Consider the following 14,853-nt stretch of genomic DNA (forward strand, 5'->3'; position numbering starts at 1 on the left):
CTCAGGGGGCCTGCTGCATGATCTTGCGGGCGGCGTCCTTGGGCAGCCGGTCCACGTAGAGCCGCCCGTCCAGGTGGTCGAACTCGTGCTGGAAGCAGCGGGCCAGCATGCCGCGCGCGGTGATCGACACCGGCCGGCCGAGCTGGTCCTGACCGCGCACGGTGACGCCCGCCGCGCGGGGCGTGGGCGCGTACAGCGGCTTGCCGGTCTCCCGTCCGGGCACCGACAGGCAGCCCTCCTCCTCGACCACCTCGGCCGGGTCGTCGACGATGAGCTCGGGGTTCACCACGTGGCCCTTGCGGTTGCTGATCTCGTAGACGAACAGCCGCCGCGGCACGCCGATCTGCGGCCCGGCCAGGCCCACCCCGTCCGCCAGATACATGGTGGCGAACATCTCGTCGATGAGCCTGCGCAGGTCCCGGTCGAATTCGGTGACCGGCTCCGCCGGGGTGCGCAGGACCGGGTCGCCAAGATAACGGATCTCGCGCATCGCGCTCTCCAGGAACGAGTAAGGGTTCAGCGGGTGGGTTGGCCATTACTCTAGTGGACCTGCGAAACTAGCGGGGTGCGCGTTTACATAGGTTCCGACCATGCCGGCTTCGAGCTGAAGAATCACCTGGTGGCCTGGCTCAAGGAGCAGCACCATGAGGTGGTCGACTGCGGTCCCGCGGGCTTCGACCCCGAGGACGACTACCCGCCGTTCGTGCTCCGCGCCGCCATGGGTGTGGCCGAGGACCCGGGCAGCCTGGGCGTGGTGATCGGGGGTTCCGGCAACGGCGAGCAGATCGCCGCCAACAAGGTGCCCGGCATCCGGGCCGCCCTGGCCTGGAACGAGGACACGGCGAAGCTGTCCCGCGAGCACAACGACGCCAACGTGATCAGCGTCGGCGCGCGTATGCACCCGGCCGAGCAGGCCACCCGGTTCGTGGAGCTGTTTCTGACCACGGAGTTCTCCGGGGCGGAACGGCACGCCCGCCGGATCGCCATGCTCACCGACTACGAGGCGAGCGGCGAACTACCCCCCCTGCCCTAACTGGCGGGCCCGGGATCGCGGAGCGGTCTGCGTGCGTCCCGCCTGGGCATCTCGTCGCGCAGGGGCCGCCGGTCGGCGGCCTCCTGCTGCTCTTGCGTCGGGCGCGACACGTCCCGGGCGCGCATCGCGGTGATCGCCGTGATCTGCAAGCTCTGCAAGGCCATGCCCGCCACTGTACGGCTCCGCTCCGACGATTCCGCTAGAACACCAGCCCGGCCCACGGCTTGGGATCCCAGGCCATCGCGGTGGACAGCTCCAGCAGCGCGCCCGGCCGATGCTCGGTGACCAGTCCCGCGTCGGCGTACGTGGTGAGCGGGCGCCCGCCGAAGTAGGCCGCGCCGAGAACCTGGATCGGCAGGGTCAGGTCGGGCTCGTCCTCGGTGCGCTCGCAGGTGCCCTTGGCGGTGGCGAGCCGCCAGCGGCCCTCGTTCCACGGGCAGACGTCGTCCTCGGCGATCTCGATCACGACCTCGGCGGGGGCCGCGTACGCGCGCGCCACGAGCGCGGCGGGCAGGTCCACCACCCGGGCCCACAGCTCGTCCAGGGTGCCCGCGTTCAGGTGCCGGGGTTCGGCCAGCAGGTGCGTGATCGGGTCGTCCACCGGGCGGTTCCACGCGTACACCCGCGAGCACAGGTCGCGGTCCAGCACGCTCCGCCAGAGCGCCGCGTAGGCGGCCGGGTCGACGGCGAACAGTTCGATCAGCCGGACCTCGCCGTCGAACACGTCGTGGTCGGTGAAGGAGCGCTTGATCTTGAAGAGCGCGTAGCCGCGGACGCCCCCGTCGTCCTCGGCGAGCATGCAGCGCAGCCGGCCGTCGTCGCCGCGGTCGAACTCCTCGTCGGCCAGCAGCGAGTCCCAGCGGGCGGGGGAGCGGGTGTAGATGCCGGGGCGGCTGCCGGAGATCGCGTCGAAGACCTGCTCGAACTCGGCGCGGGCCTGGGCGGGCAGGGCGGTCCGCAGGCGCAGGGACGGATCGGTGGGGGCGTTCTTGACGAACGCGGAGCCGTGCCGGGGGATGCGGTAGAAGACGCTATCGGCGGCCCGGCCATAGCCGAATCGGCCATAGATGCCCGCCTCTGAGGCGTACAGGACGGCGATGGACTCGCCGTGCTCCTTGATGTCGTTGAGCTGCTTGCGCATCAGCCCGTTGAGGATGCCGCGGCGGCGGTGTGAGGGCAGCACGCCGACCGCGGTCACGCCCGCGACCGGGAGGCGCGCGCCGCCGGGGAGCGTCATGTCGAAGTCGAAGATGGCGGTCACCCCGACCGGCAGGTCCCCGTCGAAGGCCGCCAGGGTGCGGTTGAAGGGGGTGAGCGCCTTGAACCGCTCGACCTGTACGGGATGGAATGTGGAGGCGAACGCCTCTTCGAGCACGGCGACGAACGCGGGCCATTCGGCCTCGGAGATGGGGCGTATCGGGAGATTCACCGCTCCACGGTAGGCCGGGGCAAAGAGGGACGGCCACCCAATATCCGTGCTAAATGATCAAGGTCTTGGTCAAGAGGCTGCCTTGCGGAGGTGTCGACCGATACAGTCGAGTGCATCATGAGTTCCCGTCCGGTGCCGCTCATTCCTCCCCGGCTCCGCGCGATATTGGTGCGGGTACCGTTTTTGGTGCCGCTTGTCCGGTTTGTGAGGAAGAGTTCGTCGAAAGATCGTCATCTACTGGTCGCCTTCGTCTTCGTGACCCTGCTCATCGGGGTGCTCGGAGTGCGGGTCTCCGTGCTCTGGTTCTCGCCGTCGCTGCTGATCCTGATCACGCTGCTCGGCGGGCTCCAGCTCAAGCTGCGCAGTCTCGCGGTGCTGCTGTGCTCTGTGGCGGTCGCGCTCACCTACCTGGCCTCCTCCACCGATGACCGGTATGTCGGGCCGGGGCTGCTGATCGCGGTCGGGGTCACCGCCGTGCTGGCCTGGCTGATGGCGCGCACCCGGGGCTCCCTCGGCGTGCAGGGCCTGCGCGGCGACGCGATGCTGCTGGAGCTGCGGGACCGGCTGAAACGCCAGAGCGAGCTGCCCGCGCTGCCCAAGGACTGGGGCGCCAAAGTCGTGCTCAAACAGGCCGGGGGATCCTCCTTCGGCGGCGACTTCGTGGTGTCCATGCGGGAGGGCACCCGGGTCGAGATCGCGGTGGTGGACGTGTCCGGCAAGGGGGTGGACGCGGGCACCCGGGCGCTGATGCTCTCCGGCACCTTCGGCGGGCTGCTCGGGTCGGTACGCGACTTCCTGCCGGCCTGCAACGCCTACCTGCACCGGCAGCGGGAGGGTGAGGGTTTCGTCACCGCGGTGCACCTCAGCCTGGACCTGGCCACCGGTGGTTACGTGATCACTTCGGCCGGTCATCCGCCTGTGGTCAAGTTCGACGCGGGGACCGGCACCTGGCGGGTGGCCGCCGCCAAGGGCGTGGTTCTCGGGGTCGTGCCCGACCTGCAGTGCGAGCCGGACAGCGGGGTGCTGCGCAAGGGCGACGCGCTCATGCTCTACACCGACGGCCTGATCGAACAGCCGGGCCGCGACATCGACGCGGGCCTGGATCGGCTGCTCGGTGAGGCGGAACGCCTGCTTCCGTCCGGATTCGCGAGCGGGGCCCGCCAGCTGGTGACGACGATGTCCTCGGCCCACAACGACGACTGCGCGCTGGTGCTGATCTGGCGTCCCTGACGAACTCCATGGGTTGGGGCATGTCCGTAGTCACTGGTTAAGAGCCGCGCAAAAAGCGATCCTGGGGATACCCCTGCCACCGGCGGCGCGGGGGTGCCGCCGGCGGAGAAACGCGACCGGGGCCGCTTCCGGGAGTGCGCCCGGGGCGAACCGGCACCGATTCCCGGTCCCGGGCGAGCGGCGCGGCTCACCCGGGACCCGGTCTCCCGAAGCCCGCCGGTTTACAGCCAGCCGGAATTCGCCGCGATCCGGACCGCGTCCACCCGATTGCGCGCCCCCGTCTTGCACATGATCCGGGACAGGTGATTGCGCACGGTCCCCACCGACAGGAACAGCTGATCGGCGATCTCCTTGGACGGCGCGCCCTGCGCGGCGATCCGCAGCACATCCAGTTCGCGCGGCGTGAGCGGATTGTCCGCGGTCTGTAACGCCGCGACCGCCAGGTCGGAGTCGACCGCCCTGCGCCCCGCCGCGATCCGCCTGATGCCCTCGGCCAGCTGCTCGGTTCCCACCTGGATGCTCATGTAGCCGAGCGCCCGCGCGGCGAACGCGCGCCGGACCTGGCCGGGGTTGGGCTGGCTGGACAGGATCATCACGCGGCAGCGAGGCGCCTTCTCGTGCAGCCGGGCCGCGGCGGTGAGGCCGTCCAGCCCCGGCAGGTCGGCGTCGATGACGGCGGCGTCCGGCTTCACCTCCAAGGCGGTGGCCACGATGTCCTCCCCGGCCGCGATCTCGGCGACCACCTCGAAGTCGCTCTCCGCGGCCAGCGACACGACGAGCCCGTGCCGGACCAGCGGCAGGTGCTCGGCCACCAGGATCCTGATCAAAGGTGCCCCTTCCTTACCTCAGGGTGATCGGCCAGACGCACAGTGTCAACGAAGTCTCTCGATTCGGCAAACTCTGTGCAAGTTGATCGTGGAAGGCGTCCCCCACCGGGACGACGCGGGCCGCACAATGGTGGGCTACCCTCGAACGGAAACGACACCCTTCTCCGCTACGGGGGTACGCGCCGATGAGCTGGGTCTATGTGGCCGGGTTCTTGCTCCTCTTCGTCGGGTTGATGGTGTCCATCGCCCTGCACGAGATCGGCCACCTGATCCCCGCGAAGATCTTCGGCGTCCGGGTGACCCAGTACATGGTCGGTTTCGGCGGCACCCTCTGGTCCCGCCGCCGCGGCGAGACCGAGTACGGGGTGAAGTACATCCCGCTCGGCGGCTACATCCGGATGATCGGCATGCTCCCGCCCCGGGCCAGCGACGACCCCAACAAGCTGCGCAGCATCTCCACCGGCCCATGGCAGGGCCTGATCGAGAACGCCCGCGCGGTCGCCTCGGAGGAGATCCGCCCGAGCGACCAGGACCGGGTCTTCTACCGCAAGCCGTGGTGGCAGAAGGTCATCATCATGGCCGGCGGCCCGCTGATGAACTTCGTGCTGGCCTTCCTGCTGTTCGCGCTGGTGATGATGGGCTTCGGCGTGGTGGTCCAGAAGCCGGTGCTGTCCAAGGTCAGCCAGTGCGTGGTGCCGGCCTCCCAGGCCACGGCGGGAGAGCGCCCCTGCAAGCCGACCGACCCGATCAGCCCCGCCGCCCAGGCCGGCCTGCTGCCCAGGGACCGGATCGTGGCCATCGAGGGGACCAGGGTGAGCACCTGGGAGGCCGCCCAGAAGCTGATCCGCCAGCACGGCGCGGGCCCGGCCGCCCTGGTGGTCGACCGGGGCGGCAAGGAGCTGACGGTCACCGCCCAGCTGATCGCCCAGGACCGGCCCGACCTCGACGACCCCGACAAGCTGGTGAAGGTGGGCTTCCTCGGGGTGGAGCCGACCCAGGTGATGGAGCGCCAGGGCCCGGGTTACGTGCTCGCCCAGATGTGGGAGATGACCAGCAGGACCGCGGTGGCCATGGTGGACATCCCCGGCAAGATGGTCGGCGTCTGGCAGGCCGCCTTCTCCGGTGAGGAGCGCGACCCCAACGGGCCGATCGGCGTGGTCGGCGCGGGGCGCATCGGCGGCGAGATCGCGGCCTCCTCCGCGCCGCTGGAGAGCAAGATCATCATTTACATCAACCTGCTGGCCGGGCTCAACCTGGCGGTCGGCATGTTCAACCTGATCCCGCTTCTCCCGCTGGACGGCGGCCACATCGCGGGCGGGCTGTGGGAGGGCGTCAAACGCGGCTGGGCCCGGCTCACCCGGCGTCCCATCCCGGGTTATGTCGACGTGGCCAAGGCGCTGCCGCTCACCTACGCGATGGCGGTCGTGCTGCTGTTCATGGGCGGGCTGCTGATCTTCGCCGACATCGTCAACCCGATCCGGCTGAGTGGGTGATCACGCGGGTGTGCGGCCGCGGGGGCTGGACACGCACACCCGCGTGATCGGTGGGTGGGGCAGTTGGCTCTTGGGTGCTAGAACATCGAGATGTGCACGTGGTCGAAGTGGTTGGCGGTGATGCCGCCGCGGTTGCCCATCAGCCGCCAGCCGGAGCCGTGGTTGATGCGCTGCTTCCAGATCACGTACTTGACGCCCAGCTTGGTGCGGTTCTTCAGGGCCCAGTCGGCGATCTTGTTGCCGAGTGCGACGTTGACGGCGCTCGGCAGCGAGCCGCCTGAGCTCATCATGAAGTCGCAGGCCCGGCCGAGCGGGTGCTCGCCCATGTTGTCGACGCGGAAGCAGCCGACGGTGTAGTGCAGCTTGAAGGCGTCCTTGATCTCCTCGCGCATCAGCCGGGTGCGCGGGGTGATGTTGTCGGTGCCGGTGGGCAGCTGTGGCGCCCAGCCGCCGTTGGCCAGCTTGCCGGGGCCGATCGGGATGAGCGCGTCCAGCTTGTCCTGGATCTCGCTGATCAGCCGTTCGGCGTCCTTGCGCTGCTGTTCGATGTCGTCGGTCTGCTTCTTGATTTCCGTGATCAGCTCGTGCGCGGCGGCCGCGGCGTCGCGGCGTTCGGTCTCCTTCTTGGCGAAGGACGTCATCGCGGCGGCCTTCTCGGCCTGCAGCTGTGCCGCCAGGGGGGAGAGTTGCATGCCGGGCATCAGCATGCGGGTGTCGACGGTGGCCTGGTAGTTGAGCCCGGCGAGCTGGCCGACTTCGCGCTGGGCCAGCACGTAGTCCGCTTCGGCCTTGGCCAGACGCGCCTTGGCCGCCTTCTCGGCGGTCCGCGCCTTCGCGAGATCCTCACGCGCGGCGTGGTACTTGCCGATCAGCCCGTCGACTTTTCTCTCCAGGCTGCTGAGCTGCTTCTTCAGCTCACCCTCGGTGGGTTTGGGGGCCGCGGTGGCGGCGGATCCCAAGGTCAAGACGGCCGCGAGAACGCCGACCGACACGAGGGCATGGCGGCGGAACGTGGGGGGCAGCGCCCACTCCTCTCCTTCTGCCGACCGGGTTAGCTGACGGGTTCGGGCCGGAGACAGCCCTGGCGCTTGCGCGCGTTCACCCCAGGTACCTTGGGTCCCCGGTTCCCGAGTAAGGCACTCGGGATTAGGCGTTCCGGACGAGACGTGTGATCTCAGGTGAGACCCGGGTGAATCGGCCGGTTGCAGTGGATAGTAATGGCAAAGCCAGGGCCTCGCCACCGAAAGTCGCGACCAATTAGAGATCAATCCGTAATCAGTCCGCCTGGCTTTCCTGATCTCGCAGCATGTCGGCGGCCTCCTCCGGGCGGATGTCGTTGACGAAGGCGCCCATCCCGGACTCCGAACCCGCCAGGTACTTGAGCTTGCCGGGGGCCCGCCGGATGCTGAACAGCTGCAGGTGCAGGTAGGCCAGGTCACGGCGGTGCGACACGGGAGCCTGGTGCCAGGCCGACACGTACGGCATCGTCACCCCGAACAGTCCGTCCAGCCGCCGGAGCACCTCGGTGTACACCGGCCCGAAGGCCGCGCGTTCCGCCGGGTCGAGCGCGGGCAGGTCGGGCACCTGGCGGTGCGGATACAGGTGCACCTCGAACGGGTAACGTGCGGCGGCCGGCACGAACGCGGTCCAGTGCTCGTTGGCGGCCACCACCCGGGGACCGGCCCGCTCGGCGGCCAGCACGTCGGCGAACAGGTTCCCCCGGTACCGCTCGGCGCTGTCCAGGATCTGCCGGGTCCTGGGCGTCACGTACGGGTAGCCGTAGATCTGCCCGTGCGGGTGCGGCAGCGTGATCCCGATCTCCGCCCCGCGATTCTCGAAGCAGAACACCTGCTCGACGCCGGGCAGCGCGGACAGCTCCGCCGTACGGTCCACCCAGGCTTCCATCACCAGCTCCACCTGGCTCGGGGCGAGGGCGGCGAACGACGCCTGGTGGTCGGGGGTGAAGCAGACCACCTCGCAGCGGCCGAGGCCGGGCCGTACCGCGCTGAGGCCGCCGACCGGCTCGAACTCCCCGGCACCCAGGCTGAACGAAGGGAACCGGTTCTCGAAGACGGCCACGTCATACCAGGACGGGATCTCCGAACCGGGGTGGGCCGGGCAGAGCGGGCATTCCTCGGCGGTGGGCAGGTGGGTGCGGGTCTGGCGGTGGCGGGCGATGGCCACCCATTCGTCCATCAGCGGGTCGTAGCGCAGCTCCGAGGGAAGCGGGCGCGGCGGAAGCTCGCGCTCGTCTGGAGCGCTCCGGTCGGCGGCGTCGGAACGGTCGAAATAGAGCAGTTCCCGGCCGTCCGCCAGGTGGGTGACGGTCTTCTTCACAGCGCGGACGCCTCGTCCTGGGCGTCCCCGGCGACGATCAGCTCGCCCACCTGTTCGGCCAGTTCGGCGCGGGCGGGCTCGGGCAGCCCGGCGTCGGTCACCACGACGTGGGCCTGGTCGAGGCGGGCGATGCTGCTGATGCCGATCGTGCCCCATTTGGTGTGGTCGGCCAGGACGACCAGCTGCTGGGCGGCGGCCACCAGTTCGCGGTCGGTCTCGGCCTCCAGCAGGTTCGGGGTGGTGAAGCCGGCCCGCAGGCTCATCCCGTGCACGCCCAGGACCAGCACGTCCACGTTGAGCGAGCGGATGGCGGCCACCGCGACCGGACCGACCAGGGCGTCGGACGGAGTCCGTACCCCGCCGACCAGGACCACCGTCTGGTCGGGGCGGCCGCTGCGGTGGAAGACGTCGGCGACCTGGAGCGAATTGGTGATCACCGTCAGTTCCGGCACGTCGATCAGGTGGTGGGCGAAGGTCCAGGTGGTGGTGCCGGCGGAGAGGGCGACCGAGCTGCCGGGGCGGATCAGATGGGCCGCGTGCCGGGCGATCGACTCCTTCTCGGCCTGCTGCCGGACGGACTTGGCGGCGAAACCGGGCTCCTCGGTGGAACCGGGACCGGCGACCGTGGCGCCGCCGTGCACCTTCTCCAGCAGGCCGCGTTCGGCCAGGACCTCCAGGTCGCGCCGGATCGTCATGTCGGAGACCCCGAGATCGCGGACCAGGTCGGCGACCCGCACGCCGCCGGTCCTGCGGACCCGCTCCAGGATCGCCTGCTGCCGTTGTTGCGCCAGCATCACCACTCCCATCAACAGATTTCAACAAATTATGGCACATCGAATGTTGAATCCTGATGACGATGATGGGTCTTGTGGGGGTACGTCCCCGGGAGGACAGTTGATCGAGACGACGAGCGAGAGGACGTGCTCATGGGCAAGCGTCAGCGCAAGGCGAAGGCTCGCAAGAAGAAGAAGGCCAACCACGGCAAGCGGCCGAACGGGAACTAGCCCCCCGGGTCAGGCGCGGCGGCCCCAGGCGGCGAGTAAACGCGTCTGCGGGTCGGCCTCGGCGGGCACGTCGGCGTGTTCCCCTATCACACCGGACTGCCGGTAGGCCTCCTCCGCGCCCGCGAACCAGTTCGCGCAGGCGTCGACCAGTTCGGGATCGAGCCGGTCGACGACGCCTATCGCCTGGGACAGGTCCCAGGTGTGGATCAGCGCGTCCGCGAACAGCTCGGTGATGTACTCCTCACCCGGCACGTCCGCGAACGACAGGTGCACGACCCGGGTCAGCGCGCCGTCGGCCGCCGTCGCCTGCACGGCCTCGTGCGCGGCCGAGTCGAACGCCTTGATCGGGTCGTCGCCCAGCAGGTCGCCGTCGAAGACGTCGCCGACCTCCCCGACGGTACGGCCCGCGAGCAGCTCCGGCGCCCACCGGCTCTCGTTCACGAGGTGATTGACCAGGGAGTGCACGTTCCAGTCCACGCATGGCGTGACGATCTGCCACTGGTCGGCCCGAATGAGGTGCACGCGCTGACCGAAGGCATCGAGGGCCCGGCGGTAGGCGTCTCTGATATCGATGGTCATGCTTCTGACGTTAACCCGTCGGAGCGTTCCCGTCATTCCGCTCATGTACGGCAGGCCCCAGCCCCGCGACTCTCGCGCCCCACCAGACCCACCCGATCGTGACCACGACCCCCGCGGCCATTTCCTCCGCGTTTGTCTACCGAAAAATACCCAATGACATCTGATAAACGGTCATATGACAGTAAAGGAAATATGCGGCCCGCCATTTTTCCGCCAGCGAGAATGTGATGCGCCTATTCATGTGCCTATGGTGAAGAGTCCCTCGATTTCGACTGGGAGGTAACTGGTGACCACCACATCGCCCGGACGGATGCCGTCGTCGACGCGCTCCAACTGGCTCGGCTTCGCCGGGATCATCGGCATCACGGTAGGCATCTTCAACATCATCGGTGGGCTAGTCTCGCTCTTCCGCAGCAGCTTCTACCTCGCCAACAGCGGCCATATCCTGCTGTGGAACTTCACCGCCTGGGGCGTCATCTGGCTCATCATCGGAATCGTCCAGGTCGTCGCCGGATTCGGAATCCTCGGCGGAAAGATGTGGGCCAGAACCCTGGGCATCGTGATGGCCGCGCTCGCCATGCTCGGCCAGTTCGCGTTCGCCGCCGCGTTCCCGCTGTGGTCGATCATCGCCATCGCGCTGAGCCTGTTCGTCATCTACGCGCTGGTGGTCCCGCCGAGGGGCTCAGTCGCCTAGAGGTCGCCTAGCGACGGCTACGGCAGCATCAGCTCAACCCAGACGATCTTGCCGACCGGGGTCGGGCGGGTGCCCCAGCGATAGGTCAGCCGCTTGATCAGCTGGAGGCCCCGCCCGGTGTCGTCCTCCGAGGTGGGGGTGCGCACCGCGGGCGGGGTCGGCGAACCGTCGGAGACCTCGCAGACCAGGGTCCGCCTGTGCACCCGCAGCAGCCGCAGCTCGATCGGCGGCCAGCCGTGCTTGAGCGCGTTGGTGACCAGCTCACTGATGATCAACTCGGTGGTGTCCACCATCGCGCCCAGGCCCCACTCGCCGAGCGTGGCCCGGACGAACCGGCGGGCGTGCCCGACGAACCGGGGGTCGGCGGGCAGCGCGCAGAACGCCGTCTCGTCGGGGGCCAGCTCGTGCACCCTGGCCAGCAGCAGCGCGATGTCGTCCCGCTCGTGACCGGGGCGCTGGCTGCTGATCGTGACGTCGCACATCTCCTCAAGGTCGCCGCGCTGGATCGACAGCAGCCTGCGCAGCGCGGTGATGCCCTCGTCGATGTCCCTGGCCCTGCTCTCCACCAGGCCGTCGGTGTAGAGCGCGAGCACGCTGCCGGCCGGGAGGATCATCTCCCGCATCTCCAGCGGCTCGTTGCCGATGCCGAGCGGCAGGCAGGCCGGCAGTTCGATGATCTCGGTCGCGCCGTCCTCGTGGATCAGCACCGGCGGCACGTGCCCGGCTCTGGCGATCGCGCAGGAGCGGGTGACCGGGTCGTACACCGCGTACACGCAGGTCGCGATCTGGGTCGGGTCCAGGTCCTGGCTCATCCGGCTCAGCCGGAACAGTAACTCGTCCGGCGGCAGATCCAGGCTGGCCAGGGTGCGCGCGGCGACGCGCAGCTGCCCCATGGTGGCCGCCGCCCTGGTGCCGTGGCCCATCACGTCGCCGACCACCAGCGCGGCCCGGCAGCCCGGCAGCGGGATCACGTCGTACCAGTCGCCGCCCACCCCCATCAGGTCGCTGGCCGGCAGGTAGCGGGTGGCGATCTCCATGCCCAGCGGCTGGTGCAGGTCGGACGGGAGCAGACTGCTCTGCAGGGTGAGCGCGGTCCTGCGTTCGCGGGTGTAGAGGCGGGCGTTGTCGACGCAGACCGCGGTCCTGGCCGCGAGCTCCTCGGCGACCGCGACGTCCTGCTCCTCGAACGGCTGCCCGCCCGGCCTGCGGGTGAACACCGCGCAGCCGAGCACCCGGCCTCTGGCGCGCAGCGGCACCGCCAGGAACGAGCCGCCGGACAGCAGTTTGGTCACCACTTCGCGGTCCAGGCTGGCGCCGATCAGCCGCGCGGTCTCCTCGTCCAGCTCCGGATACATGATCGTCTTGCTGGTGGTCATGCACTGCGCGTGTGGCAGCCTGGCCGGGAAGACGGTCACCTCGCCGACCGGGAAGGCCTCCAGCCACTCCTGCGCGCCCTCCTCGGCCACGCCGATGGCGACCCGCCGGACCAGCGCGGATCCATCGGCCGGGCGGGACGGGAACTCCCCGTCGATGACCAGCCGGTCCTGCACCATGATGGCGGCGGTGTCCGCGAAGCGCGGCACGGTCACGTCCATCAGCTCACGGCCGGTCTCCCCGAGATCGAGCGTGCTGCCGATCCGGCGGCTGGCCTCGTTGAGGAACGCCAGCCGCTCATGCGCGGAACTGGCACTCCGGCGCCGCCATTCGGCCCGGTCCCCTGGCACGGGGTCCTTGATCACGCTGTTCCGGTTCATCTCTCCAGAATGGTAATTAGGAGCTCCGACGCATTTCAGGCTTTTTGCCAGAATGTACGGCTCCCGCTGACGACGGGAGCCGTATCTTGTCAGACTCCCGGCAGCGTGGCCAGTGCCCGGTCGATTCGCTCCTGCGGGAGGGCGAAGTCCTCCATCTCCCCGGCCAGATAACGGTCATAAGCCGCCAAATCGAAGTGGCCGTGGCCGCACAGCGCGGTCAGGATCACCTTCGCCTCGCCGCTCTCCCGGCAGCGCACCGCCTCCGCGATCGTCTCGGCCAGCGCGTGCGTCGGCTCGGGCGCGGGAACGATCCCCTCGGTACGGGCGAAACGCAACCCGGCCTCGAAGCACTCCTTCTGGCCGAGGGCGGTCGCTTCGAACATGCCGAGCTCGTACATGTGGGACAGCAGCGGCGCCATGCCGTGATACCGCAGCCCGCCCGCATGGATCGGATCGGGCACGAAATCGTGGCCGAGCGTGTGCATCTTCAGCAATGGGGTGAAGCCCGCGGTGTCCCCGAAGTCGTACGCATAGGTGCCCCGGGTGAACGTCGGGCAAGCCTGCGGCTCCACGGCGCGGATGGTCGGATTCATCCGCCCGGCGAGTTTCTCCCGGAAGAACGGGAACGTCAGTCCCGCGAAATTGGAGCCCCCGCCGGTGCAGCCGACGATCACGTCCGGGGTCTCGCCGAACGCGGCCAACTGCTCGACGGCCTCCTCGCCGATCACCGTCTGGTGGGTGAGGACGTGGTTGAGGACCGAACCCAGGGCATACCGGGTGTCGTCGTGCTGTCCCGCGATCTCGACGGCCTCGCTGATGGCGATGCCCAGGCTGCCGGGGGAGTCGGGCGACTCGGCCAGGATCTTCCGGCCCGCGCTGGTCACGGGGGATGGGCTGGCGTGCACCTTCGCGCCGTAGACGCCCATCAACGAGCGCCGGTAGGGCTTCTGGTCGTAGGACGCGCGGACCATCCAGATCTCGCATTCCACCCCGTACTGGGCAGCCGCGAAGGCCAGCGCCGAGCCCCACTGGCCCGCGCCGGTCTCGGTGGTCAGGCGGCGCACACCCTGCTGGGCGTTGTAGCACGCCTGTGGGACGGCGGTGTTCGGCTTGTGCGAGCCGGAGGGTGAGCCGCCCTCGTATTTGTAGTAGATCCGCGCCGGGGTGCCCAGGCTCTTCTCCAGTCGCCGGGCCCGGATCAGCGGGGTGGGCCGCCAGAGCCGGTAGACGTCCAGCACGCTCTCCGGGATCTGGATGAATCGGTCCTGGCTGACTTCTTGGGCAATCAACTCCATTGGGAAGAGTGGTGCCAGATCGTCGGGGCCAAGGGGTTGGAGCGTGCCCGGATGGAGTGGCGGCGGTGGTGGCTCCGGGAGATCGGCGACGATGTTGTACCAGTTACGGGGTATGCGGGACTCGTCGAGAAGAATCCTGGTGGGTTCGGCCATAACACGCCCTCCACAACGACGGGGAGTGATCAGACCCCTCCCAGTCTCCGCCTCTCCCCGCCATTTGCAAAGCGATCAACGTCGTGACCTCGTATGACATGAAATGTCAGCCTTGGCGTTCTTCTTTCACTCTTTCCCGGACCAATGGGGCGACTTCTTCGGCGAAGCGGTGGAGTTGGGTTGTCTGGTCGCCTTCGCCCCAGAAGATGAAGGAGTCCATTCCGTACGCGAGGGCCAGATCGGTGAGTTCGTCCGCCCATTGGCCGGCGGGGCCGCGGAGGAATCCTTCGGAGGGGCCGTCGGTGATGGTGCCGTTGACGTTGTAGAGGCGGCGGATTTCGGAGGGTTCGCGGCCGGCTTTGGTGGCGGCGGTGTCGATGCGGTCGTTCAGTTCGGGGAGGCGGGCCGGGGGCGCCCAGCCGGAGGAGGGGAGCCAGCCGTTGGCGGAGCGGCCGGTGAGGGCCAGGGCGCGGGGGCCCGCCGCGCCGAGCCAGATGCCGATCGGGTGGGCGGGGGGCGGGCCGGATTTGGCGCCGGTCAGGTGGTAGTGCTCGCCGGCGAAGCGGAGGTTGGACTCGCCGCTCCAGATCTTCCTGATCACCTGGATTGCTTCGGTGAGGGCGTCGATGGCCTCTTTGGGGGTTCGGGCGGCGGCGCCGTACGCGGCGATGGCCTCCCAGAAGGCGCCCGCGCCCAGGCCGAGTTCGAAACGGCCGCCGCTGAGCAGGTCGAGGCTGGCGGCGGATTTGGCCAGGACGGCGGGTGGGCGGAGGGGGAGACTGGCCACATCGGGAAATACGGTGATTCGTTCCGTGGTGGCGGCGATCATGCTGAGCAGGGTCCAGGTGTCCACGTAGCGCCGCTGGTACGGATGGTCCTGGACGCCGATCAGGTCCAGCCCGAGGCGTTCGGCCGTCCGCGCGGTCCGCAGCAGCGGGTCGTCCGCATTGGGAACCAGGAAATATCCGAACTGCACGTCGCGGCCGTAGTCACTCATGTTCGCGTGAACCCTCGGGCCGCGCGGA

16 protein-coding genes and 1 riboswitch are annotated in these 14,853 nt (G+C 69.1%); of the genes, 5 read left to right on the forward strand and 11 right to left on the reverse strand.

Annotated features, from left to right (window positions below; all coding sequences use genetic code 11):
- Position 1 precedes the first annotated feature (1 nt).
- Positions 2-490, reverse strand: a complete 489-nt coding sequence (gene def / locus Acor_RS09525) for a peptide deformylase (RefSeq protein ID WP_155336198.1) — start codon at positions 488-490, stop codon at positions 2-4.
- A 75-nt stretch (positions 491-565) separates the two neighbouring features.
- On the opposite strand from def, the gene Acor_RS09530 reads away from it, so the two are divergent.
- Positions 566-1,033 carry a ribose-5-phosphate isomerase gene (locus Acor_RS09530; RefSeq protein WP_155336199.1) on the forward strand — a complete coding sequence of 156 codons (468 nt, stop codon included), beginning with the start codon at positions 566-568 and terminating at the stop codon, positions 1,031-1,033.
- Here Acor_RS09530 and Acor_RS09535 read toward each other — a convergent pair.
- On the reverse strand, positions 1,030-1,197 hold the full coding sequence (locus Acor_RS09535) for a hypothetical protein (RefSeq protein WP_155336200.1): 168 nt from the start codon (positions 1,195-1,197) through the stop codon (positions 1,030-1,032). The genes Acor_RS09530 and Acor_RS09535 overlap by 4 nt on opposite strands.
- Before the next feature lie 35 nt (positions 1,198-1,232).
- A complete protein-coding gene (locus tag Acor_RS09540; RefSeq protein WP_155336201.1) occupies positions 1,233-2,462 on the reverse strand; it encodes a GNAT family N-acetyltransferase in 1,230 nt (409 codons plus the stop codon).
- Between the two features lie 117 nt (positions 2,463-2,579).
- Between Acor_RS09540 and Acor_RS09545 the strand changes: the two genes are divergently transcribed.
- Positions 2,580-3,692, forward strand: coding sequence for a PP2C family protein-serine/threonine phosphatase (locus Acor_RS09545; RefSeq protein WP_155336202.1), 1,113 nt, complete (start codon positions 2,580-2,582; stop codon positions 3,690-3,692).
- A gap of 221 nt (positions 3,693-3,913) precedes the next feature.
- On the opposite strand, the gene Acor_RS09550 is transcribed toward Acor_RS09545, so the two are convergent.
- Positions 3,914-4,519 carry a response regulator transcription factor gene (locus tag Acor_RS09550; protein ID WP_155336203.1) on the reverse strand — a complete coding sequence of 202 codons (606 nt, stop codon included), beginning with the start codon at positions 4,517-4,519 and terminating at the stop codon, positions 3,914-3,916.
- 185 nt (positions 4,520-4,704) lie between these two features.
- Here Acor_RS09550 and Acor_RS09555 point away from each other — a divergent pair, with 185 nt between their 5' ends.
- On the forward strand, positions 4,705-6,012 hold the full coding sequence (locus tag Acor_RS09555; RefSeq protein ID WP_155336204.1) for a M50 family metallopeptidase: 1,308 nt from the start codon (positions 4,705-4,707) through the stop codon (positions 6,010-6,012).
- 77 nt (positions 6,013-6,089) lie between these two features.
- On the opposite strand, the gene Acor_RS09560 is transcribed toward Acor_RS09555, so the two are convergent.
- The 3 genes from Acor_RS09560 to Acor_RS09570 form a co-directional block, all read right to left on the reverse strand.
- Complete coding sequence (locus Acor_RS09560; RefSeq protein WP_246238530.1) at positions 6,090-6,977, reverse strand: coiled-coil domain-containing protein; 888 nt, start codon at positions 6,975-6,977, stop codon at positions 6,090-6,092.
- 61 nt (positions 6,978-7,038) lie between these two features.
- A riboswitch (cyclic di-AMP (ydaO/yuaA leader) is annotated at positions 7,039-7,175 on the reverse strand.
- A 112-nt stretch (positions 7,176-7,287) separates the two neighbouring features.
- Positions 7,288-8,349, reverse strand: coding sequence for a galactose-1-phosphate uridylyltransferase (gene galT, locus Acor_RS09565; protein ID WP_155336205.1), 1,062 nt, complete (start codon positions 8,347-8,349; stop codon positions 7,288-7,290).
- Positions 8,346-9,143 (reverse strand): DeoR/GlpR family DNA-binding transcription regulator, encoded by a 798-nt coding sequence (locus Acor_RS09570; protein ID WP_155336206.1) that lies wholly within the window; start codon positions 9,141-9,143, stop codon positions 8,346-8,348. The genes galT and Acor_RS09570 overlap by 4 nt, the downstream gene beginning before the upstream one ends.
- 132 nt (positions 9,144-9,275) lie before the next feature.
- Here Acor_RS09570 and Acor_RS46180 point away from each other — a divergent pair, with 132 nt between their 5' ends.
- Positions 9,276-9,353, forward strand: coding sequence for a 50S ribosomal protein bL37 (locus Acor_RS46180; RefSeq protein ID WP_422664795.1), 78 nt, complete (start codon positions 9,276-9,278; stop codon positions 9,351-9,353).
- Between the two features lie 9 nt (positions 9,354-9,362).
- Here Acor_RS46180 and Acor_RS09580 read toward each other — a convergent pair whose 3' ends face one another.
- Positions 9,363-9,932, reverse strand: coding sequence for a TIGR03086 family metal-binding protein (locus Acor_RS09580; RefSeq protein WP_155336208.1), 570 nt, complete (start codon positions 9,930-9,932; stop codon positions 9,363-9,365).
- 286 nt (positions 9,933-10,218) lie between these two features.
- Between Acor_RS09580 and Acor_RS09585 the strand changes: the two genes are divergently transcribed.
- Positions 10,219-10,626 (forward strand): DUF7144 family membrane protein, encoded by a 408-nt coding sequence (locus Acor_RS09585; protein ID WP_218034198.1) that lies wholly within the window; start codon positions 10,219-10,221, stop codon positions 10,624-10,626.
- Positions 10,627-10,643: 17 nt separating this feature from the next.
- Here the strand turns inward: Acor_RS09585 and Acor_RS09590 are convergent, their stop codons facing one another.
- From Acor_RS09590 to Acor_RS09600, 3 genes are all read right to left on the reverse strand, one after another.
- Positions 10,644-12,380 (reverse strand): ATP-binding SpoIIE family protein phosphatase, encoded by a 1,737-nt coding sequence (locus Acor_RS09590; protein WP_155336209.1) that lies wholly within the window; start codon positions 12,378-12,380, stop codon positions 10,644-10,646.
- A gap of 89 nt (positions 12,381-12,469) precedes the next feature.
- On the reverse strand, positions 12,470-13,828 hold the full coding sequence (locus Acor_RS09595; protein WP_155336210.1) for a TrpB-like pyridoxal phosphate-dependent enzyme: 1,359 nt from the start codon (positions 13,826-13,828) through the stop codon (positions 12,470-12,472).
- A gap of 106 nt (positions 13,829-13,934) precedes the next feature.
- The gene (locus tag Acor_RS09600; protein WP_155336211.1) at positions 13,935-14,825 is read right to left on the reverse strand and encodes an LLM class flavin-dependent oxidoreductase; all 891 of its coding nucleotides are present in this window, start codon (positions 14,823-14,825) and stop codon (positions 13,935-13,937) included.
- Between the last annotated feature and the right edge of the window lie 28 nt (positions 14,826-14,853).

The organism is Acrocarpospora corrugata, assembly GCF_009687845.1.
Classification (GTDB): domain Bacteria; phylum Actinomycetota; class Actinomycetes; order Streptosporangiales; family Streptosporangiaceae; genus Acrocarpospora; species Acrocarpospora corrugata.